Below are 22,511 nucleotides of genomic sequence, written 5' to 3' on the forward strand. Positions count from 1 at the left end.
TCGATTGAGGCATATCAATCGTCGCCAGTGTCTTTCTTGAAGATCATCGACAGCCTCAGCACCGCGGCCAATATGGCCTGTGCCAATACAGGCGACCGCCCGATGCCGATGGCTTCATCATTGTCGCGGGCATCGTTTTCACGCAGGGAACAGCGCCAGTGACCGTCGCGGTCATTGGCCCGACCGTGAATGCTCACCGCCCAATTGGGATAGGCGTCATCAGCGACCAGAAGGGCCCCATCTGTCGTGGATATGCGCTCGGCGGTCACCTCCTGGCCGATCTGGCCGGGAAGCAGAAACCGCAGCGCATGAACCGCGCCCGCGAAATCCGCAATCGGCATGTCAGCCTGTGTTTCAAGTTCTTCGATCAGGATATCCAGTTCAGGGTCTTTCATCGTAAATCGCTCCGATTGTTTGGGTTTGCCAGGCCTGAATGCGACACCCCCCGCGACAAGGTGGCGCGATGCGTCCAGAGGCATCCGGGATGGGCCGGTTCGAACATGACTGCCCGCATTCGACCGCTTTGACGGAAGGTCCGGGACTGGCAGGCGGCCCTGATCCGGACGCAAAACCACTGACGCCGCGCGGGCTGGTTTCTTCGTGGATCATGTTTCCTGTCGCAATACGATCGGCCTTCATACGCCCGGTCCTTTGGATCACTGTTTCTTGGAAAGCGTAGCAGCGGCGCCGTGCCATCCATTGACCTCGGTCAATCGGACCGGGCGACGCGTGTGAGCTAAATCAATCCATCATCGAAAATTCGCTATAGCTTCGGGGCAGAGGTCAGTTGTCCAATGTTCGAAAACGCGTTGAAAATCTTCAAGATCAAAGGGTTCGACATCAAGATTGATCCGAGCTGGCTGATCATTGCGGCATTGATCGCCTGGAGCTTGTCGCAACACTATTTTCCGTCCGCACATCCGGGGGAAACCAGGGGCGTCTATCTGTTCATGGCCGTGACCGCCACGCTGTGCTTCTTCGCCTCTCTTCTGCTGCACGAGCTGGCTCACTCGATCGTTGCGCGTCGTTTGGGCGTGCCCATCAAAGGCATCACGCTTTTCCTGTTCGGCGGCGTCGCTGAACTGGAGGCAGAGCCGCAATCGGCACGAGCCGAATTCTGGATTGCCTTGGCCGGGCCGGTCATGAGTTTGCTTCTGTCGCTCGCTTTCGGTTCGCTTGCCTTGCTGGCCGGGCTTGTCAGTGGCCTTGAGACCATTGCCACCGTTCTGTCCTATCTGGCCGCCATCAATCTGATCCTCGCCCTGTTCAACCTCGTGCCGGCATTCCCGCTGGACGGGGGCCGCGTCCTTCGTGCCTATCTCTGGCACAGGCATGGCAACCTGTTGCGAGCGACCGAAACGGCGGCGAGATCCGGCACGATCTTTGCCTATGTTCTGATGATGCTGGGGTTGCTGGCCTTGTTTCAGGGCGCCCTTGTCACCGCGCTGTGGCAGATGATGATCGGCGGCTTTGTCTTGATGGCAGCGCGTGCAAGCTACAATGATCAACTTGCCCGCGCCGTGTTCGCCTCACGAACTGTTGGCGATCTGATGCAGGATCATCCCGTGACCGTCGGGCCAGAGGTCACTTTGGCCGAATTCGTCAACCACGTGATGCTGCGACACGGACGAAGCTTTGTTCCCGTGGTCGAAGGCGAAACGCTGCTTGGCCATATCGACCAGGCAATGATCGCCGGTATCGACCGCGAACACTGGCCAAGCACCCGTGTCGATGACATTTTTGCCGGATTGGACGACACATCGACGGTGTCACCCGACCTGCCCATCCAGGAGCTTATGGCGATCATAACGAAAACAGGCAGGCGGAAGTTTCTTGTTGTCAAAGGGCACCGATTGGTTGGGATCATCTCGCTGTCGGACCTTGTTCGGCATCTACAGCTCTCTGACCTGAGCATCGCAGCAGAAAGGTAAGACCGCGGATGCACCACAACCGGCCGCGCATGACAGCGCATGACAGCGTGCCGTCAATCCCATCTCCCGGCAAGGATCGTGGTTTCGCCGAATGACAAGACCACGCCAAGTATTTACCCTTGCTTCAACGCGATGCGATTTGACAGATGGAAACCAACGGTGGAGCACCGCAATGAACAGCACGGGTGACGACAAGGCACTGGTCGATGCAATCCTGGATGCGGCCGCGGACGCCATCATCGTGTCGGACGAGAAGGGCTTGATCCTGCGGGCCAACCCGGCAGCCATTGCGATGTTTCAACATACGGAACAGGACCTGGTCGGGCAGAGTGTCAACGTGCTGATGCCGCAAGCGGCCGGGGCGCTCCATGACCGCGATCTGAACCACCATATCGAGACAGGCGAAAACCGGATCGTCGGCCAAGGCCGTGACGTTGAAGGGGTGCGCAAAGACGGAACGCGTTTTCCGCTGCACTTGTCTGTTGGAAGTGCCACAGTGGGTGAAAGCCGCGTTTTCATCGGTATCTTGCACGACCTGACGCAGCGAAAGGCCACCGAAGCCGCGCTGGCGCGGTCGCGAAGGTTGAATGCCATCGGCCAGATGACCGGCGGGATCGCCCATGATTTCAACAACTGGTTGACGGTCATCATCGGCAATCTTGAATTGCTGGAGATGCGCAATGCAGACCAGCGCGACTTGAATTTGATCCGCGATGCGCTTCACGCCGCCACGATCGGCTCTGATCTGATTGCGCGGCTCAGTGCCTTTGGGCGCAGAAGCGACCTTAACCCGGTCAGGGTCGATCTGAAGGCGCTTTGCGAGGATACGCTGGTGATCCTGAAGCGGACGCTTGGTGCGAGAATCCAGATCAAGACAGACTTTGCGCCGGTGATCAGTCTGGTGATGGTTGATCCTGTTCAGCTTCAATCGGCCTTGATGAACCTGGCCCTCAATGCCCGGGACGCGATGGGCGATGGTGGTGAGCTTTTGATCTCGGTGAAGAATGTCAGGATCGACGATGACTATATGGCGCAAGAGGTGGATGTCGAAACCGGCGACTATGTATGCCTGTCGGTCAGCGACAATGGCGAGGGGATGAGCCCCCAGGCGCAAGAGCATGTGTTTGAACCGTTTTTCACAACCAAGGCCGATCGTGGCGGCACCGGGTTTGGGCTGGCAACCGTTTACGGGTTCGTAAAGCAATCCGGTGGTCACATCACGCTGTACAGCGAAGAAGGGTTGGGAACCAGCTTTGGGTTATACTTTCCTGCCCTTGCGGTAACCAATGCCCCCACCCGCTCCGAAACAAATCAGAAAACCCGGTCGAACGCGCCGTTTGGGCAAGGCAAGACCGTGCTCGTGGTCGAGGACAACGCCAAGGTGCGCAAGCTGTCGGTCGCGCGGATTCGCGAACTGGGCTTCGATGTGGAAGAAGCGCAAAGCGGTGACGCGGCCTATGCGATGCTTGCCGGGGGAATGCGGGCTGACATTCTGTTTTCCGATCTTGTCATGCCCGGCGAATTGAACGGATACGATCTTGCCGCACTGGCATCCAGAGAGTTTCCCGATGTGAAAGTGCTGCTGACATCCGGTTACGCCAGCGATGTGGTCACAACTCAACTGTCGCAGGGCAAAACCTACGACATTTTGCACAAGCCCTATCGACAGGCCGACCTGATCGAAAGCCTTCAGGCACTTTTTGCGGACGACCCGGACGATTGAAGGACTTGAACGTCGCATGAAAACGTATATCCGATACCACGAACGGTCTTGATCAGCCTTGGTTCTGCCGGGTCGTGTTCGATTTTCTTGCGCAAACGGGCGACCTGATTGTCAATGGCCCGATCAAGGGGGTTCCATTCCCGTCCGCCCGTCAGATCCATCAGCTGATCACGCGACAAGACCCGTTTCGGGTGTTTCAAAAAGACCATCAGCAGCTTGAAATCTCCACTCGTCAGGCCGCAATCCTTTCCCACACGGTCCACAAGCGCAAGCCGGTCAGGGTCAGCCGTCATTCCGTCAAAGATGTATTTTGTGTCTTCCTCGGCTGCCGCGGAATGCGCGACCTCTGCCGTGATCGCCGCGCGTCGCAAGACGCTGCGCACCCGCGCAATCACTTCCCGGATGTGAAACGGTTTCGTGATATAATCATCGGCGCCGATTTCCAGCCCGGCAACGCGGTCAATCACGTCGTCCTGTCCGGTGACCATGATGATGGGAACCGACGAGACGCGTCGGATCTGGCGGGCCAGGTCCAGACCGTTCTCGGACCCAAGATGGATATCCAAAGTGACCAATGAAACGCGCTTGGTTCTGATCAGGTCCAGAACAGATTGCCCGCGCGTTGATTCAAGCACTGCAAACCCTTCCGCTTCAAAGACATTCCGAAGAAGCGTTCTGATTTTCGCGTCGTCTTCCACGACAAGAATGGTTTGTGCCGACATATATGTCCCCTTTGTCGGTGACTGCCGATGACAACCAATAGGTTGGTGCCGGAACCCTATAAGAAAAGGGCTGCATACAAAATGATACAAATCTACGCAGCCTGACCACCATCGCTGATACGAACGCAGTCCATGGTCCCTTCTGGACGAACAGAGGAGACCCCTGCGATGTATGTCACCCTTCCGACTGTAAACAGCACCATTGGACCGGTTCTCAGCCTTCAGACATCCCACCGCAATCAGGCCGAGACTCGTCTGAAAGCCGGGTCATACCTGTATTACGAAGGGGACAAGGTGAACTGGCTGTATCAGGTCAAGTCGGGTGTATTGCGATTGGCACGGCTGCTTGAGGACGGTCGACGCCAGGTCATTGCCTTCGGTTATCCGGGCGATGTCGTTGGCTTCCCTTCCGATGGCCTCCACCATACCGATTGCGACGCTCTTGCAGATGCGCGGTTGCAGCCACTGCACCGGTCCGCACTGGAACATGGCGGCCGGGATGACAAACTGCACGCCCTGCTGCTCGAGGCTGCAATGCGCGAGATCAGCGCGATGCAGGATCACTTCATGATGCTTGGACATAAATCAGCAGTCGAAAAAGTCGCGTCGTTTCTGAGCGTCCTGATCGCGCGCCATGGCACGGACCAGGACGGCAATCGCCAGATCGACCTGCCCATGCCCCGCGCCGATATCGCCGATTTTCTGTGCTTGTCGACCGAAACGGTTTGCCGGACATTTGCGCAGTTTCACAGACGCGGGATCATTGCCGTCGACAATATCTATACGATCATCCTGTTGCAGCCCGAGGCGCTTGTCGCGCTGTCGAAAGGCGATGCTGACTAGGGGTCGCCGGTCACCCGGAACACCGGGACGGGACGGGCGAATGAGCCTGCGTGACCCGTCTTCTCATACAGCGCATGTGGGCGGCGATGGAACAAGAGGCGACGCCCGCGCGCCACTCAACACCCCGTGACTGTGATAAGCTTGCCATGAAAACACCCTTCGGGTCAGCCGAGTGCAGACGGCCCCTTCAAGGTTTTCGGGGCGTGCACCACCCGGAAGCGCAACAGCAAACCCGATGGCGGTTATGAACGACGAAAATCAGAATGCCGTGTATGCCCAATCCGTTATCTCCGTGGCCAAAGCACTTGATGTGGATCCAGAGCGTGGGCTGGATGCGCGTGCCGTTGCGCTTCGACACGACCGCCACGGCCCGAACCAGTTGCGCGCGCATGCCCGGCAAAGCCCGTTTCTGATCCTGGCGCATCAAGCCGAAGGCGTGATCGTCTGGCTTCTTGCGTTTGCGGCCGGGTTGTCCTTCTATTTTCGCGACGTTGCCGAAGGTATCGCGATCGTCGTTGTTCTGTTGATCAATGCCGCGATCGGGTTTTTCACCGAGCTGCGCGCAGCGCGCTCGATGGAGGCATTGCTGGATATCGCGTCGGTTTCCACCCGCGTCCGACGGGACGGTCAAGACCTGCGTATCGACGCGCAAGATCTGGTGCCGGGTGATATCGTCCTGCTTGAAGCCGGGGAAGTGGTCACTGCCGATCTACGACTGGCCGAAGCGTCACGTCTGGAATGCGACGAATCCGTGCTGACCGGAGAATCCGCGCCGGTGGCCAAACAAACCGATCCAGTACCACCAGGGGCCGTGATCGGGGATCGCGCCAGCATGGTCTACAAGGGCACGGCCATCACCCAGGGGTCGGGGGTGGGCATCGTGACGGGCACCGGAATGGCCACGGAACTGGGGCGTATCAGCCATCTTGTGCAAACCGCCCATGCCGCGTCCTCGCCTCTGGAAAAGCGTTTGGATCGGCTGGGACACAGGTTGGTCTGGCTGACGCTGGCGCTTGCGACCTTGGTGATCGGCGCCGGTATCCTGCGCGGGCACGACATGTTCACGATGGTTCAGACCGGTGTGGCATTGGCGGTTGCTGCGGTTCCCGAAGGATTGCCGGTTGTCGCCACGTTGAGCCTTGCGCGCGGTATGTGGCGCATGGCCGCGCGCAACGCGATCATTTCAAGCCTGTCATCGGTGGAAACCCTGGGCGCGACCACGGTGATCCTGACTGACAAGACCGGCACGCTGACCGAGAACCGCATGACGGTTGCGCGCTATCTTGTTGCTGCGGCTGATGTGGACCTGACGCATCAGGAGGGCGCGGTTCAGTTTGAAATCGACGGTCAAAGGACCGACCCCATGCAGGACGCGCGCCTTTCTCAGATGCTGCGGATTGGTGCGCTTTGCAACAGCGCGACATTGGGACACGGGCGCGCGGCCCCCTCCGGCGATCCGATGGAACTGGCGCTGCTGCGTGTTGCCCAGCGGACCGGTCTGGGGTGCGATCACATGTTGCAGAAATGCACGAAGGTGACAGAGCACGCCTTTGCCCAGGACGCCAAAATGATGGCAAGCGTCCATCGCATCGACGGTGGGTATCAGTTTGCGGTCAAAGGTGCACCCGAAGCCGTGATCGACGCCTGCACCCATGTGCTGGGACCAGACGGGCCGCAGGAACTGGACCCCGCCGCGCGCGCCCGGTGGCTGGACCGCGCCGCAGATGCCGCAGCGGACGGGCTGCGCTTGCTGGCCATGGCGATGAAGCCGTCGGATCGCGAAGATGCGGCGCCCTATGAAGGCTTGACCCTCGTCGGGCTGGTCTGTTTTCACGATCCTTTGCGCGAAGATGTCGCCGCGGCCATCGCCGCAGCCCGCACCGCTGGGGTGCGCGTTGTGATGATGACGGGCGATCATGCCAAAACGGCGGCCGCCATCGCAAAACAGGCAGGTCTCGGCACGAAGGGTCGCCCTTTGGCCGTGATCGAGGGGCAAGAGCTGACGGGTTTCGACCCCGATACAACCGACGGAGCCTTGCGCGACCGTATCCTTGCCGCCGATGTCTTTGCCCGTGTGGACCCTGTCATCAAGCTGAAACTCGCCACGCTCTACCAGGCGAACGGCCATATCGTTGCGATGACCGGTGACGGCGTCAACGACGCCCCTGCCCTGAAAAAGGCCGATATCGGGATCGCAATGGGCCAGCGCGGCACCGAGGTCGCCCGCGAAGCCGCGCATATGGTGCTGCGCGACGATGCCTTCGGTACCATCATCGCGGCAATGCATCAGGGGCGCGTAATCTTCGACAACATCCGAAAGTTTGTCGTCTATCTGATGTCCTGCAATGTCAGCGAGGTGCTGATCGTCGGTCTGGCTGTCGGCACGGGCCTTCCGATGCCCCTGCTGCCGCTGCAGATCCTGTTTCTGAACCTCGTGACGGATGTGTTTCCTGCCTTCGCGCTGGGGCTGGGCGCAGGAGATGACACCGTCATGCACCACCCCCCGCGTAATCCGGCAGAAGACATCGTTGATCGCAGCCGCTGGACCGACATCGGCGTTCTGGGTGGGGCAATTACCCTTGCCACGCTAAGCGCATTCTGGCTGGCACTGCATTGGTTGAAACTGGATGTGGGGCGGTCCGTAACGGTGGCCTTCCTGACCCTTGCGCTGGCGCAGTTGTGGAACGTGTTCAACGTGCGGGTGCCGGGGGGGCGGGTGTTCGTCAATGATGTGACGCGCAACCCCTGGATCTGGGGCGCGATCACCCTGTGTATTGGGCTGATCGCGGCAGCCCTTTGGGTGCCGGGCTTGTCGAGTGTTTTGCAATTGCCCGATCCGGGCGGTGCCGGATTGCTGCTGGCGACGAGTGCCAGTTTCATTCCGTTGGTGATGGGACAGATCTATGTCAGCTTGCGCCCGGCGCATTGACAGAAATCGACGACCTTTTTCTCTGCCCGAGCCCCCCTGGAAGAACGCATCCGGCATGTGATTTGTGACATGGGCGCCACAATGTTTCAAAAGACAACAGGATTGTGAAATATTTAGTCGCGGCAAATTCCTAACAATATGTTAACATGTGAATACCGAAAGGTCTCTGGTGGGGAAAACGGTGCGTCATATTCCGGCGCAACCCTCAGCATCTGGAGTGGGGTAATGGTATATAAGTCACAGAATAAACAGATTAAAACACCAAAGCGCGTCGTTCGCTATCTTCGACAGCAGACACCGCCGAAAACCGACAGAACAAAACGGGACGAGCCCGAGACACCCGCCGTGGTGTTCACGGACTGGGCCAGCATCTGACGGGTTTTCACGGCTGCGCGACACGCTTAAGTTGGGATCATGACTGATCCTGTATCGTCCATACGCAATCTTGGGCCTGCGTCGGATGCGGCGTTTGCCCGGGCGGGCATTCACTCGGCGGATGAATTGCGGGACATGGGCGCAGACGAGGCCTATCGCCGTTTTCTGGCGGCGGGTTCTCGTCCCCATTTCATCGGATACTATGCTATGGTCATGGGGTTGCAGGGGCGGCCGTGGAATGACTGTACGGGCAAGGAGAAGGCCGAGCTTCGCGCGCGGTTTGGTGCGCTGAAGGCCGAGATCGGACAGACCGGAGTGTCCGAGCGCAAGATGGAGGCGATCCTGGACGAGATCGGGATCCTGCGGCAGACGGGACGTTGAACAGGTGGCTCACGGTGTGAGCCAGAGGGGCGCTGCCCCTCACCCCGGGATATTTCGGGCCAGAAGAAACACCATCGTGCAAATGAAAAAGCCGCCCAGGTTCCCCTGAGCGGCTTTTTGTCAATCTGACGGGTGGGCTTAGCCAACCAGTTCCAGACCCGAGAAGAAGTAGGCGATTTCCTCTGCGGCGGTTTCCGGGGCGTCCGAGCCGTGGACCGAGTTTTCGCCAACCGACTGGGCGAATTCCTTGCGGATGGTGCCTTCGTCAGCGTCGGCCGGGTTGGTGGCGCCCATGACGTCACGGTAGGCTTTGATCGCGTTTTCGCCTTCCAGAACCTGCACGACGACCGGCTCGGAAATCATGAACTCGACCAGTTCACCGAAGAAGGGGCGGTCCTTGTGGACGCCATAGAAGGTTTCGGCTTGTTTCTGCGTCATGTGGATGCGCTTCTGTGCGATGATGCGCAGGCCGGCGGCTTCGATCTTGGCGTTGATGGCGCCGGTCAGGTTGCGTTTGGTGGCATCGGGTTTGATGATCGAGAAAGTGCGTTGAATGGCCATGTCGGTCCCTTTTGCGTTTGAGCGTCAAGGCCCCTGCCCTGATGCGGATGTGATTTGCGCGTCCCGTAACATGGGATCGGCGTTTTGAAAAGCGGCGATTGACGAGGCTGCCCGGCTCAGGCACATGGGGTTTCATGCTTCGGATTTCAGACATCACCTATGCCGTTGAAGGACGCCCGCTGTTTGAAGGCGCGTCGGCCACCATCCCCGATGGTCACAAGGTTGGCCTTGTCGGGCGCAATGGCACGGGCAAGACGACGCTGTTTCGCCTGATCCGGGGCGAGCTGTCGCTGGAGGCCGGGGACATCTCGGTGCCGAAGGGCGCGCGCATCGGGGGCGTGGCACAGGAGGTGCCTGCCTCGCAGACCTCGCTTCTGGATACGGTGCTGGCGGCGGATACCGAACGCGCCGCGCTGATGGCAGAGGCCGAGACCGCCACCGACGCCCACCGGATTGCCGATATTCAGACCCGTCTGGCCGATATCGACGCCTGGAGCGCCGAGGCGCGGGCGTCTGCGATTCTGAAAGGCCTGGGGTTCGACGATGACCAGCACGCCCTGCCCTGTGCCGATTTTTCCGGCGGCTGGCGGATGCGGGTGGCGCTTGCGGCGGTGTTGTTCTCTGAGCCCGATTTGCTTTTGCTGGACGAGCCGACCAACTATCTGGATCTGGAAGGCGCGTTGTGGCTGGAACAATACCTGACGCGCTATCCGCACACGGTTCTGATCATCAGCCATGATCGCGGACTGCTGAATCGTTCCGTCGGAGCGATCCTGCATTTGGAAGACCGCAAACTGACACTGTATCAGGGACCGTATGACCGGTTTGCCGAAACCCGTGCCGCGCGGCTGGCGGTCGCGGAAAGCGAGAACAAGAAGATCGAGGCGCGGCGCGCCCATTTGCAGAGTTTCGTGGATCGGTTCCGGGCCAAGGCTTCAAAGGCCGTGCAGGCGCAGTCTCGTCTGAAGATGATCGAGAAGCTGAAGACCATCACCACCCCGCAAGAGGCCGCGTTGAAGGCGTTCAGTTTCCCCGAGCCCGAAGAGTTGTCGCCCCCCATCATCAATATGGAAGGCGCGTCCTGCGGTTACGGTGACACCACCGTTCTATCGCGGATGGATCTGCGGATCGACCAGGACGACCGGATCGCGCTTCTGGGCAAGAACGGTCAGGGAAAATCCACGCTGTCCAAGCTCTTGTCAGGCAGGCTTGATCTGATGAGCGGGCGGATGACCAAGTCCTCCAAGCTGCGCATCGGCTATTTCGCGCAGCACCAGATGGACGAGCTTTACGAAGACGAAACGCCGGTCGAGCATTTGCGCCGCCTGCGCCCGAACGAGGTGCCGGGCCGCCATCGGGCGCGGCTGGCGGGGTTCGGGCTGGGTGCGGATCAGGCCGAGACGGTGGTGGCGCGGTTGTCGGGCGGACAGAAGGCGCGGCTGACCCTGCTTCTGGCCACTCTGGACGCGCCACACCTGTTGATCCTGGACGAACCGACCAACCATCTGGATATCGAAAGCCGCGAGGCTTTGGTCGAGGCGCTGACCGCCTATTCCGGCGCGGTGGTTCTGGTCAGTCACGACATGCATTTGCTGGGGCTGGTGGCCGACCGGCTGTGGCTGGTCAATGATGGCCACGTCGCCCCGTTCGCGGGCGACCTGGAGGATTATCGCAAGATGCTTCTGTCTTCGGACGAGGACAAGAAGCCCGCCAGGGCCAAGCCTGCGCCAACCAAGCCGAAACGGGCCGACCGCGACACGATCCTGGCCCTGCGGGCCGAGCTGCGCAAAGCCGAGGCGCGGGTCGAAAAGCTGGAAGCGATGCGCGACAAGCTGGACGCCAAGCTGGGCGATCCGGGCATTTACGATCCCGAACGCAAGGATGAAGTCGTGGTCTGGCAGAGAAAGCACGCCGAGGTGCACGACGCCCTGGACCGGGCCGAAGAGCTCTGGTTGCGCGCGCAGGATAAGCTTGAAAAAGCCGAGGGTTAGGCATGGAACTTGAGCTGTTCATCCCCGCTTTTGTCACGTTATTTGTGGTGATGGACCCGATTGGCATCTCGCCTTTGTTCATGGCGCTGACGCGGGGAAGAACCAAGCGCGAGCGGCGGGCGATTGCGTTGCGGGCTTGCGCCACGGCGGCGGTCATTCTGATCCTGTTTGCATTTCTCGGCGAGAATGTTCTGGGGTTCCTGGGTATCTCGATGGCGGCGTTCCGGATCTCTGGCGGGATATTGTTGTTGCTGCTGGCGCTGGACATGCTGTTTGAACGCCGCACCCAACGGCGCAAGGATCAGTCAGAGGAAGGGCATGATACGCATGACGACCCGTCGGTCTTTCCATTGGCCATCCCGATCATGGCGGGGCCGGGGTCGATTGCCACCGTCATCTTGCTGTCGGGACAGGGCGATGGTCTGACGGGCCTCGCATTGGCGCTGACCGTAATGGCCTTGGTGCTTCTGATCGCGTTCATTCTGTTCAACGCAGCATCGCTGTTGGAGCACGTATTGCGCGAAACGGGCATCAAGGTGGTGACACGACTTCTGGGGATGCTGCTGTCGGCGCTGGCCGTGCAGTTCATTCTGGATGGGCTTCGCGATTTCGGCCTGATGGGATAGCACATTTCCTGCGCGGCGCGGTGCCCCGGTGACAAGTCCGCCAGTCGTTCCTATATCTTTCAGGTACCTATCTCGGAGACCCGCATGACCGGCGACGACTATGCCCGCGCGATCTATCTGACCCTGCTTCTTGTGGCGATCGGGGGATATTTCATCGCGGAAAACCGCAAGAATATCGGCCAGACCTTTCGCCATGCGCTGATCTGGGGGCTGATCTTCATCGGCGCACTGGCCGGGGTCGGACTATGGCAGGATATCCGAAACGACATCACCCCCCGGCAAAGCGTGGTGCAGGAAACCGGGCAGATCGTGCTGCCGCGCGCGCGTGACGGGCATTTCTATGCGACGCTGCTGTTGAACGGACAGCCGATTGATTTCGTCGTCGACACCGGCGCCAGCCAGATCGTTCTGACCAAGGAAGACGCAGAACGCGCGGGTGTACAGATGGAGGCGTTGCGCTTTTTCGGCCGCGCGATGAGCGCCAATGGCCCGGTACGCACAGCACCTGCCCGCATCGCCCGGGTCGAGCTTCTGGGGATCGAGGATTTCGGCGTCGAGGTCTGGGTGAATGATGGCGAAATGCCGGGGTCGCTGTTGGGCAACGACTATCTGCAGCGGTTCGAGAAGATCGAGATCGAGCGGGACAGGCTGATCCTGACCCGGGGTGGCTGATACGCGTTTAATCGCGCTATATCATAGCGTTAAGAGCTTGCCTTCATCTCCCACCGGCCGCTTTCCTGGCTCCAGTATTTGGCGGTGCAACCTGCGGCGACCACCTCTTTCCATTGCGCGCGGGCGCGGGAAACGGCGTCCGGATCATTGCCGTCGAACAGGATACTGACGCGGGTCAGCGCGGTCATTTCATCAAAACTGACCGCCGCTCCGTCGACCAAAATCAGTGCATCGGCGGGGTGGGCCAGGGTCATGTCCGTGGTCAACAGCACAGGCTGATCCGCATCATGCGGCCCGCCTGCCAGCCCGTGCGGCAAAAAACCGTCATCAGACGCCGTCCACAGCCGCTCATCCAGCCAGTCCAACCGCGCGGGATCGGTACCGCGCAGGCAGATTTTCCAACCTGCCTGCAACGATCTTTGCAAAAGCACCGGCAATGTCGCCTCAAGCGGGCTGCGCGTCATGTGATAGAAAAAGACCTCGCCGGTCTTGTCCTGTGACGCGCCCTGCCCGCTGTCGGTTTCGGTTGCCGGGTCTGACATCACTCGGCCTCGTACATGTCCTGCACAAGACGGTTCAGGGTCAGAACGCCCCAACCGGTCGCACCCTTGGGCCACAAGGGCCCGTCCTGCGCGACCTGCGCGGTGCCGGCAATGTCGAGGTGGATCCAGGGCTGGCCGTCCTTGACGAACCGACCAAGGAACTGTGCGGCGGTGATCGACCCTGCGGGGCGGCCGCCCACGTTTTTCATGTCGGCCTTGTGCGACTTGATCAACTGGTCATAGCCCGGCCCCATCGGCATCCGCCATGCGCCTTCGCCTTCGGCTTTGGCAGCATCCAGAAGCCCGTTGCACAGGGTATCGTCATTCGAGAACACGCCGGTGTTGTCATGCCCGAGCCCGATTATGATCGCGCCGGTCAGGGTGGCCAAGTCGATCATGCCAGCCGGTTTGTATTCTTCCTGCGCGTACCACATGACGTCACACAGGACGAGCCGGCCTTCGGCATCCGTGTTGATCACCTCGATCGTGTCGCCTTTCATCGAGGCCACAATATCTCCGGGGCGCTGCGCACGGCCATCGGGCATGTTTTCCACCAGACCGACCAGTCCGACCACGTTCGCCTTGGCCTTGCGGGTGGCCAGCGTTTTCATGACGCCCGCCACGGTGCCTGCCCCGCCCATATCCATGGTCATGTCTTCCATTCCCGCGCCGGGTTTCAGGCTGATGCCGCCGGTGTCAAACACGACGCCCTTGCCGACCAGCGCCAGCGGGGCGACGCCCTTCTCACCACCCATCCATTCCATCACGACCACCTTGGACGGCGACTCGGACCCCTGCCCCACGGCCAGAAGCGCGCGCATTCCAAGCTTCTCCAACGCGTCCTCTTCCAGCACCTTGACTGTCACCCCGAGCTTTTTCAGCGCCACAAGGCGGTCGGCAAATTCGGTGGTGGTCAGCACATTAGCGGGCTCGTTTACAAGGTCGCGGGTGAAAAAGACCCCATCGCTTTGCGCATTGATGCGCTCGGCGGCGCCCTCGAACTGGTCGACGCGCGACACCATCAGCGACAGGTTGCCCGGCGTGACCTTGTCGTCCCTGCCGGTCTTGTGATCGTTGAAGGCATAGGCGCGCAGCACCGCCCCCAGCGCCAGATCATCGGCGTGTTTCACCGGACCGGCCAGAACCAGAACATCCTTGCCGGCCATGGATTTGCCGATGGCCCCGCCCGCCTTGCGCGCGGTGGTCTGATCGGCGCGGGGTGCCAGCCGGATGACCTGCACGGCCTCGGCCTTCATCCCCGTGGGAAAGGCCAATTCATGCGCGTCCCCGTCCTTCATCTTCTCAAACGCCTCGCTTTCGGCAAACCGCAGAAGCGCGCCACGGGTCAGCTTGTTAACCCTCCGCGCTGCCGGGTGCAGCTTGCCCGGTTCGGACAAGACCACGGCCACGCGGCCTTCGTGCTCGCCGATGGCATCAAGGTTCACTTCGCTGAAAACGGGCTGGATCGGGGTCGTCATGGGACATTCCTTTCAGGCAATCTTTTGCCATTCCTAGCCAGAGGCACACCGAAAGGCCAGATAGCAGTTTTCCCCGGCCAAGGGATCGGCTAGAAAATGACCCACAACATGTTGGGGTTCACCGGGGGTAACGTGGCCAGATTCGACCGCTATATGCTGTCGCAAATGATTTTGCTGTTTGGCTTTTACGGGCTGGTGCTGGTTCTCTTGTTCTGGGTGAACCGGGCGGTCAGGCTGTTCGATCAGCTGATCGCCAACGGTCAGAACGCCATGGTGTTTCTTGAGTTTTCGGCGATGATCGTGCCGGGCGTGATCGTGTTCATCATCCCCATCGCGTCCTTCGCGGCCGCGGTGTCGGTGACGAACCGGCTGAACGCGGAAAGCGAACTGGTGGTCGCGCAGGCCGCAGGTTTCGGCCCGTTCCGACTGGCGCGACCGGTTCTGGTGTTTGGCGTCTTTACCGCGCTGTTCATGCTGGTCCTGACCCACGTGCTGGTCCCGATGAGCCAGTTGCGTTTTGCCGAACGCCAGGCCGAGGTCGCCGAGAATATCACAGCGCGCTTTCTGACCGAGGGCAGCTTCGTGCACCCGGTCGAGGGCGTGACCCTCTATATCCGCGAGATCAGCCCGGCGGGCGAACTGCTGGACATTTTCCTGTCGGACGACCGCGACGAGGGGCAGAAATACACCTATACCGCCAAGAAGGCGCTGATCCTGCGCACCGATGCCGGGCCGCGACTGATCATGTTTGACGGACTCGCGCAGGTGTTGAACGACAGCTCGCAACGGCTGTCGACCACCAGATTCAAGAACTTCACCTATGACATCTCGGCCCTTCTGTCCGGACCGATCGGCGGCAATCGCTCCGTCACCCAGATCTATACGCCCGAGCTTCTGAACCCACCCAAGGCCACGTTGGTCGAGACCGGCGAAACCCTTGCAGCCCTGCGCGCCGAGGGGCATTTCCGCAACGCACAGGCGCTGTATTCGATCGTGACCGCGATGACCGGGTTCTCGATGCTGATCGTCGCAGGGTTCAGCCGGTTCGGGCTGTGGCGGCAGGTGGTTCTGGCGCTTGGCACCGTGGCGCTTTTGCAAACCGTGGACAACACGATGCTGGACATGGCGCGGCGTGACGCAAGCCTGTTATGGCTGGTTTATGCGGCGACGGCAGTGGGCGCGGTGATGAACATCGTGATCCTGATCCTGGCCAGCCGCCCGTCCGCGCGCGACCTGCGACGCCGGCGGCGCACCCTGCGCGAGTTGTCGCGGACACCGGCCGGAGGGGTCGCATGAAACTTCACCTCTATATCGCGCGCCGGTTCCTGTTTGCCTTCCTGACCATGCTGGTCGTGCTGGCGATGATCTTCGTGCTTCTGGACATGGTGGAAAGCATGCGCCGGTTTGACAGCGCCGCTGTCGGGTTCGGAAACATACTCAGCCTGACGCTTCTGAACGCCCCGGTCTGGATGTATCGCATCCTGCCGCTGATCGTCATATTGGCGACCCTGTGGATGTTTTTGAGCCTTGCGCGCAGTTCGGAAATGGTCGTGACCCGGGCGGCAGGGCGATCCGCCCTGAACACGCTGATCTCGCCCGCGCTGACCGTGTTCCTGTTCGGCCTGATCGCGGTGGCGGTGGGCAACCCGATCGCAGCGGCAACGTCAAAGAAATACGAACGCATCGCCGCGCAATACGAGGGAACGGGCGGGTCGGTCCTGTCGATCTCGACCGAGGGTGTCTGGCTTCGGCAGGGCAACGAAGACGGCCAGACCGTGATCCGCGCCACCCGGTCCGATCTGGAAGGCACCAGCCTGTCGGGCGTGACCTTCTTTTCCTTTGCGCCCGACGGCTTGCCAACCCTGCGGATCGAGGCCAAGACCGCGCAGCTTGAACCCGGACAGTGGATGCTGACCGGCGCCAAGGTCTGGGATCTGGAAAACGCCGACAACCCCGAACTGGAATCGCAGTCCTTCGATGAATATCTGGTGGATTCAAACCTGACGCAGGAACAGATCCGCGACAGCTTCGGCAAGCCCAGTTCGATCTCGATCTGGGACATGCCGCGCTTCATCAACCAGTTGGAGGCCGCCGGGTTTTCCGCCCGCGCCCATCAGGTCTGGTTTCATATGGAACTGGCAACACCCTTCTTTCTGGTCGCCATGGTTTTGATCGGGGCGGGTTTCACCATGCGCCATACTCGTTTTGGCCGCACCGGGATCATGGTGCTGTTGGCGCTGATGATGGGGTTTGGGGCTTACTTCATCCGCAATTTCGCGCAAATTCTGGGTGAGAACGGGCAGATCCCCGTGCTTTTGGCCGCATGGGCGCCGCCCATCGCCGCGATCATGATGCCCATGGGGCTTTTGTTGCATCTGGAGGACGGGTGATGGACAACCTTTGGGCCAGAGCACGCGCAGGACTGGCGGCCGCCTTGCTGGGGCTTGCCACTGCGTCGGGTGTCCTTGCCCTTGCGTCGGGTGCCGCCCTTGCAGGTCAGGCCAGCCTTATCGCCGATCAGGTGCGCGTCGAAGGCAACAGCGCCCTGATCGCGCGGGGCAATGTGGTGGTCCTGTATGAAGGAACGCGCCTGACCGCCTCATCCGTGATTTACGACAAAACCACCGACACGCTCCGCATCGAGGGCCCGATCACCATCCGCCGCCCTGACGGAACCGTGCTGATCGCACAGGCGGCGGAATTGGCATCGGACCTGCGCAACGGCATCCTGAAAAGCGCGCGGCTGGTGTTGAACGAGCAGTTGCAGATCGCCGCCGCCCAGATCAACCGCGTGAATGATCGCTATACGCAAATGACCCGTGTTGCGGCCTCGTCCTGCCATGTGTGCAAGACCAACCCGGTGCCTTTGTGGCAGATCCGCGCCGACCGCGTGGTGCATGACGAAAAGGCCCGGCAATTGTATTTCCACGGCGCGCAGCTTCGCATCGCGGATGTGCCGGTGTTCTATCTGCCGCGGCTGCGCCTGCCCGACCCCACCCTGAAACGCGCCACCGGCTTCCTGCCGCCGCGCATCCGCACCACCTCGACGCTGGGCGTCGGGGTCGTCGCCCCGTTCTTTCTGCGTCTCGGCGATCACGCGGACCTGACCCTGTCCCCGTTTCTGGCGGCCAACACCTCCACGCTTGAGCTGCGGTATCGCCACGCGTTCCGGGTCGGTGACATTGCGTTTTCGGGCGCCATCAGCCGTGACGATGTGCTGCCCGACCAGACGCGATACTATGTCTTTGGCGAAGGCACGTTCGCCCTGCCCCGCGACTATACGCTCAGCTTCGAACTGCAAGAGGCTTCGGACCCGGCCTATCTGCTGGATTATGGCTATTCCGATCAGGACCGGCTGCGCAACGCAATCGAAGTGATGCGCGCGCGTCGGGACGAGTTCGTGTTCGGCGGCATCACCCGCTATGACACATTGCGCGAAAGCGAGTTGCCGATTTCGGATCAACTGCCATTTGCCCAGGTCGATGCATTTTATGAACGCCGCCTTTTCCCGCAATGGCTGGGGGGCGAACTGCGCGGCACCCTGTCCTGGCAGGCGCATTTTCGCGAAAGCACGCAGGACATACTGGGCCGCGACATGGCCCGGATGGGCGCCGGGCTGGGCTGGTCGCGCAGTTGGATCGGCCCTGCCGGTCTGGTGATCGAGGCCGAGGCGGGTGTGGATGCCAATGTCTATTGGATCGAACAGGACAGCCGATTTCTTTCGGAACAAAGCTTCGCGGCCCCGTCTGCAGGGGTGACGCTCAGATGGCCAATGTCGCGTGTGGCGGCATCGGGCGCGGTCGACATTCTTGAGCCGGTCGCCCATGTGGCATGGTCCAAGCAGGTCGGGGCCGACATTCCCAACGAAGACAGCGTGTTCGTCGAATTTGACGAAGCCAACCTGTTCGATCTGAACCGCTTTCCCGGCTATGACCGGCGCGAAGACGGCGCGCGGGCGGCGCTTGGGCTGAGCTGGACGCGCCATTCGCCCGCCGGCTGGGCGTTCACGCTGGCGGCAGGCCGGGTGTTTCGCGAAGGCGGGTTCGACCAGTTCACCGATGCCTCTGGCCTGGCGGGCGACCGGTCCGACTGGCTTCTGGGGGCGCATGTGAACATCGGCGGGCGGTTCGCGCTGCAGGGGCGTGCGCTGCTGGACGACAATCTGGGGATCACCAAGTCCGAAACCCGCGCCGCCTATCTGGCCGAAGATTTCCAGATCAGCGCCGCCCATATCTGGGTGATCGAAGACCTGGCTGAAAACCGCCCCGACCCGACCCACGAATTGCGGCTGGACGGCGCCTATCAGATCAGCGATTTCTGGCGCCTGTCGGCCGATGGCAGCTTCGATCTTGAAGCCCGGCAGGCCACGCGCGCCGGATTGGGTCTGCGTTATCAAAATGAATGCCTTTTTATGGACCTTTCCCTCTCGCGTCGTTTCACATCCTCGATTAATGTGACGCCAACGACGGATTTCGGCTTCAAGGTCGAATTGACGGGGTTTGGCGGGGCACGGGGCAAAACGGCCCATAAATGCAGTGGCTGACCGGGCCCGTGAATTGACCCGCAGATTGAGATGACGGCATAAGATGACGCAGAGCAGAACGGACAGGACAATGGTGAAACGCATGATCAACCGCCGCGCCCGCACCGGGCCGAGATTTCGCCTGGTCAAGCGCCTTGCCACGACGGTGATGGCGGGGATGCTGGTCGCGGCGTCGCTGGGCGCGGGGACGGCCTTGGCGCAGGATCTGTTCGCCCCGGTGAAAAAGGTCAATGACCGCGTGATCACCGCCTATGAATTGTCGCAACGCATGGCGTTTCTGACCATCCTGAAGGCCCCCGGCAATCTGCGTGAACTGGCATTGGAACAACTGACCGATGAGGCATTGCAGCGCCAAGCCGCCGAAAACGCGGATGTGAACCCCACCGCCGAGGAAATCCTTGCCGGGATGGAGGAGTTTACCGGCCGCTTCAATCTGGATGTCGAGACCTTCAACAAGATCATTGCACAGGCCGGCATCGCACCCGAGACATTCCGCGACTTCGTGTCAGGCGGGATTGCGTGGCGCGGCGTCGTGCGCGCCCGCTGGGCCGGCCGGGTCGAAGTCACGGATGACGAGGTGGATCGCCAGCTTGCCCTGACCCGCCCCGGACAGGGCGTGCGGGTTCTGCTGTCCGAAATCATCCTGCCAGCCCAAACCCCGGCGCAGATGCAGGCGTCGAACGCGCGCGCCTCGGAACTGAGCGAGATTACGACCCTGCCCGCCTTCGCCGCCGCCGCGCGGCAGTATTCGGTGGCACCGTCACGCGGGCGCTCGGGTCGACTGCAGTGGATGGACCTGTCGAACCTGCCCCCCGCTGTCGCCGCGCAGATCCTGCCGCTGGCACCGGGGCATGTCAGCGACCCGATCCCGGTCAAGAACGGCGTTGCAGTCTTTCAGATGCGCGCGATCGAAGAAACGGACACGCCGCAACCGAAGGATGTGACCGTGGATTACGCCACCCTGCTGCTGCCCGGCGGACGCACGGAAACCGCCCTTGGCGAAGCCGCTAGTATTCGCGCCAAGGTCGATACCTGCGACGATCTTTATGGCGTCGTTCCCGTTGCAACGCCTGCACAACTGCAACGCGAAAGCCTGCCCATCGGTCAGGTGCCCACCGGTTACGCGCTGGAACTGGCCAAGCTGGACGAGGGCGAGGTTTCAACCAACCTGACCTCGGCCTCCGGGCAGAACCTCGTGTTCCTGATGCTGTGTTCACGCACCCGCGATCTGCCGGAAGAGGTCAGCCGCGAGGACATCAAGCGTCAGTTGCAAAACCAGCGCCTGCAGAGCTTCGCCAGCGCCTATCTGGACGAGTTAAAGGCCGCGGCCTATATCGAAGACTATAGCGGGCAATGACCGACGCGTCGCCGTCCAAGGACCGCTTGCCCCCCATTGCCCTGACCATCGGTGAACCGGCAGGGATCGGCCCGGACATCGCCGGGCCGGCCTTCACCGCGCTGCGGGGTAAGGTGCCGTTTTTTCTGATCGGTGATCCGTCGCACTTGCCGCTCGGCACGGAATTTACCGAGATTGCAACGCCCGCCGAAGCGTTAACCGCATCCAGCTTGCCGGTGCTGTGCCACGCCTTTCCCAGCCCCCGCCGCCCCGGCGACCCCCAAGCGGACCATGCGCCGCACATCATTGCGGTGATCGAACAGGCCGTGGCGCTGAGCCGCTCGGGCGAGGCGCTGGCGGTCTGCACCAACCCGATTCACAAGAAGGCGTTGAAAGATGGCGCGGGCTTTGCCTTCCCCGGCCATACGGAGTTTCTGGCCCATCTGGCGGGCGGGGCGGATGTGGTGATGATGCTGGCCTGCGAGGGCTTGCGCGTCGTACCCGCAACCATCCACATCGCGGTGTCCGAGGTGCCGACTGCCCTAACCCGTGACCTTCTGGCGCAGGTTATTCGGACAACCCATTCGGCGCTCATACGGGATTTCGCGATCGCCACTCCGCGCATCGCTGTCGCCGGGCTGAACCCCCATGCGGGCGAAGGCGGCGCGATGGGGATGGAAGAGATCGAGATGATCACCCCGCTTCTGGACGACCTGCGCGCCGAGGGGCTGGATCTGATCGGACCCCAATCAGCCGACACGATGTTCCACGCCGCCGCGCGGGCAGGTTATGACGCGGCGGTCTGCATGTATCACGATCAGGCCCTGATCCCGATCAAGACCATCGACTTTGCAGGTGGCGTCAACGTCACGCTGGGCCTGCCCTTCGTGCGCACCTCGCCCGATCACGGCACGGCGTTTGACATCGCGGGCACGGACAAGGCGGATGCAAGCTCCTTGATCGCTGCCTTGCGCATGGCCCGTCAGATGGGACGCAGCCGTTGGGAACGATCGGCATGAGCCAGATCGACGGCCTGCCCCCCCTGCGCGAGGTGATTGCGACCCACGGTCTGACCGCCAAGAAATCGCTGGGGCAGAATTTTTTGCTGGATCTGAACCTGACCGCCAAGATCGCGCGGCAGGCGGGCGATCTGGCGAACTCGGACATTCTGGAAATCGGGCCCGGCCCCGGCGGGTTGACGCGCGGGTTGCTGGTCGAAGGCGCACGCAAGGTGCTGGCGGTCGAGAAAGACAGCCGCGCCATGGCACCTTTGGCCGAGATCCAGGCAGTCTATCCCGACCGACTTGAGGTCATCAACGCCGATGCGCTGGAGCTTGACCCGCTGGAGCATCTGACCCCGCCGATCCGCATCGTCGCCAATCTGCCCTATAATGTAGGCACCGAACTTCTGGTGCGCTGGCTGACCCCGCCCCGCTGGCCGCCGGTCTGGGACAGCTTGACATTGATGTTCCAGAAAGAAGTCGCTGAACGTATCGTCGCCCAGCCCGGATCGAAGAAATACGGGCGTCTGGCGGTGTTGTCACAATGGCGCACCACCCCGCGCGTGGTGATGGAACTGCCACCCGAAGCCTTCACCCCGCCACCGAAGATCCACTCGGCCGTGGTGCATTTCGACGCGCTGCCTGAACCGCGTTTCGAAGCGGACGCGGACAAGCTGCAAGCCCTCGTGGCGAAAGCCTTTGGCCAGCGCCGCAAGATGCTGCGCGCGTCGCTGAAGGGTCTGCATCCGCAAATCGAAGATGTACTGACCTCGGTCAGGATCAAGCCTACAGCGCGCGCCGAAGAGATCGGCATCGAAGCCTTCTGCGCGCTCAGCCGCGCCTTGGCAGAATGACCG

The 22,511-nt window shown here is 61.3% G+C and carries 19 protein-coding genes; 14 read left to right on the forward strand and 5 right to left on the reverse strand.

All coding sequences use genetic code 11. The features are described from left to right. Nucleotides 1-14: 14 nt before the first annotated feature. Entirely contained in the window at nt 15-395 is a 381-nt protein-coding gene (locus IE188_RS00795; RefSeq protein WP_191284576.1) for a hypothetical protein, read from the reverse strand. A 399-nt stretch (nt 396-794) separates the two neighbouring features. Between IE188_RS00795 and IE188_RS00800 the strand changes: the two genes are divergently transcribed. Next, nucleotides 795-1,931 carry a site-2 protease family protein gene (locus tag IE188_RS00800; RefSeq protein WP_191284577.1) on the forward strand — a complete coding sequence of 379 codons (1,137 nt, stop codon included), beginning with the start codon at nt 795-797 and terminating at the stop codon, nt 1,929-1,931. A 172-nt stretch (nt 1,932-2,103) separates the two neighbouring features. Next, entirely contained in the window at nt 2,104-3,654 is a 1,551-nt protein-coding gene (locus IE188_RS00805; protein ID WP_191284578.1) for a PAS domain S-box protein, read from the forward strand. Here IE188_RS00805 and IE188_RS00810 read toward each other — a convergent pair. Further along, the gene (locus IE188_RS00810; protein WP_191284579.1) at nt 3,621-4,376 is read right to left on the reverse strand and encodes a response regulator; all 756 of its coding nucleotides are present in this window, start codon (nt 4,374-4,376) and stop codon (nt 3,621-3,623) included. The two genes, IE188_RS00805 and IE188_RS00810, sit on opposite strands and share 34 nt — an antisense overlap. 168 nt (nt 4,377-4,544) lie before the next feature. Here IE188_RS00810 and IE188_RS00815 point away from each other — a divergent pair, with 168 nt between their 5' ends. From IE188_RS00815 to IE188_RS00825, 3 genes are all read left to right on the forward strand, one after another. Beyond that, nucleotides 4,545-5,219, forward strand: a complete 675-nt coding sequence (locus IE188_RS00815; RefSeq protein ID WP_191284580.1) for a helix-turn-helix domain-containing protein — start codon at nt 4,545-4,547, stop codon at nt 5,217-5,219. Between the two features lie 244 nt (nt 5,220-5,463). Continuing rightward, nucleotides 5,464-8,148 carry a cation-translocating P-type ATPase gene (locus IE188_RS00820; RefSeq protein WP_229836371.1) on the forward strand — a complete coding sequence of 895 codons (2,685 nt, stop codon included), beginning with the start codon at nt 5,464-5,466 and terminating at the stop codon, nt 8,146-8,148. A 414-nt stretch (nt 8,149-8,562) separates the two neighbouring features. Then, a complete protein-coding gene (locus IE188_RS00825) occupies nt 8,563-8,904 on the forward strand; it encodes a TfoX/Sxy family protein (RefSeq protein WP_191284582.1) in 342 nt (113 codons plus the stop codon). 138 nt (nt 8,905-9,042) lie between these two features. Here the strand turns inward: IE188_RS00825 and ndk are convergent, their stop codons facing one another. Further along, the gene (gene ndk, locus IE188_RS00830) at nt 9,043-9,465 is read right to left on the reverse strand and encodes a nucleoside-diphosphate kinase (RefSeq protein WP_191284583.1); all 423 of its coding nucleotides are present in this window, start codon (nt 9,463-9,465) and stop codon (nt 9,043-9,045) included. 134 nt (nt 9,466-9,599) lie between these two features. Here ndk and IE188_RS00835 point away from each other — a divergent pair, with 134 nt between their 5' ends. From IE188_RS00835 to IE188_RS00845, 3 genes are all read left to right on the forward strand, one after another. Continuing rightward, complete coding sequence (locus IE188_RS00835) at nt 9,600-11,456, forward strand: ABC-F family ATP-binding cassette domain-containing protein (protein WP_191284584.1); 1,857 nt, start codon at nt 9,600-9,602, stop codon at nt 11,454-11,456. 2 nt (nt 11,457-11,458) lie between these two features. Next, nucleotides 11,459-12,082 (forward strand): MarC family protein, encoded by a 624-nt coding sequence (locus IE188_RS00840; RefSeq protein ID WP_191284585.1) that lies wholly within the window; start codon nt 11,459-11,461, stop codon nt 12,080-12,082. A gap of 84 nt (nt 12,083-12,166) precedes the next feature. Beyond that, nucleotides 12,167-12,754 (forward strand): retropepsin-like aspartic protease family protein, encoded by a 588-nt coding sequence (locus IE188_RS00845; RefSeq protein ID WP_191284586.1) that lies wholly within the window; start codon nt 12,167-12,169, stop codon nt 12,752-12,754. Between the two features lie 29 nt (nt 12,755-12,783). Here the strand turns inward: IE188_RS00845 and IE188_RS00850 are convergent, their stop codons facing one another. Then, on the reverse strand, nt 12,784-13,296 hold the full coding sequence (locus IE188_RS00850) for a DNA polymerase III subunit chi (protein WP_191284587.1): 513 nt from the start codon (nt 13,294-13,296) through the stop codon (nt 12,784-12,786). After that, a complete protein-coding gene (locus IE188_RS00855; RefSeq protein ID WP_191284588.1) occupies nt 13,296-14,774 on the reverse strand; it encodes a leucyl aminopeptidase in 1,479 nt (492 codons plus the stop codon). Before IE188_RS00855 ends, IE188_RS00850 begins: the two co-directional genes overlap by 1 nt. A gap of 96 nt (nt 14,775-14,870) precedes the next feature. Between IE188_RS00855 and lptF the strand changes: the two genes are divergently transcribed. The 6 genes from lptF to rsmA all read left to right on the forward strand — a co-directional run bounded on the left by lptF (nt 14,871) and on the right by rsmA (nt 22,508). After that, the gene (gene lptF / locus IE188_RS00860; RefSeq protein WP_229836374.1) at nt 14,871-16,070 is read left to right on the forward strand and encodes an LPS export ABC transporter permease LptF; all 1,200 of its coding nucleotides are present in this window, start codon (nt 14,871-14,873) and stop codon (nt 16,068-16,070) included. Then, nucleotides 16,067-17,164 (forward strand): LPS export ABC transporter permease LptG, encoded by a 1,098-nt coding sequence (gene lptG, locus IE188_RS00865; RefSeq protein ID WP_191284589.1) that lies wholly within the window; start codon nt 16,067-16,069, stop codon nt 17,162-17,164. Before lptF ends, lptG begins: the two co-directional genes overlap by 4 nt. Next, the gene (locus IE188_RS00870) at nt 17,164-19,317 is read left to right on the forward strand and encodes an LPS-assembly protein LptD (protein WP_191284590.1); all 2,154 of its coding nucleotides are present in this window, start codon (nt 17,164-17,166) and stop codon (nt 19,315-19,317) included. The genes lptG and IE188_RS00870 overlap by 1 nt, the downstream gene beginning before the upstream one ends. A 70-nt stretch (nt 19,318-19,387) precedes the next feature. After that, a complete protein-coding gene (locus IE188_RS00875) occupies nt 19,388-20,674 on the forward strand; it encodes a peptidylprolyl isomerase (protein WP_191284591.1) in 1,287 nt (428 codons plus the stop codon). Continuing rightward, entirely contained in the window at nt 20,671-21,672 is a 1,002-nt protein-coding gene (gene pdxA / locus IE188_RS00880) for a 4-hydroxythreonine-4-phosphate dehydrogenase PdxA (protein ID WP_191284592.1), read from the forward strand. Before IE188_RS00875 ends, pdxA begins: the two co-directional genes overlap by 4 nt. Further along, the gene (gene rsmA / locus IE188_RS00885) at nt 21,669-22,508 is read left to right on the forward strand and encodes a 16S rRNA (adenine(1518)-N(6)/adenine(1519)-N(6))-dimethyltransferase RsmA (RefSeq protein ID WP_191284593.1); all 840 of its coding nucleotides are present in this window, start codon (nt 21,669-21,671) and stop codon (nt 22,506-22,508) included. The genes pdxA and rsmA overlap by 4 nt, the downstream gene beginning before the upstream one ends. Nucleotides 22,509-22,511 lie beyond the last annotated feature (3 nt).

It is taken from the genome of Aliiroseovarius zhejiangensis, from assembly GCF_014656375.1.
Taxonomy (GTDB): domain Bacteria; phylum Pseudomonadota; class Alphaproteobacteria; order Rhodobacterales; family Rhodobacteraceae; genus Aliiroseovarius; species Aliiroseovarius zhejiangensis.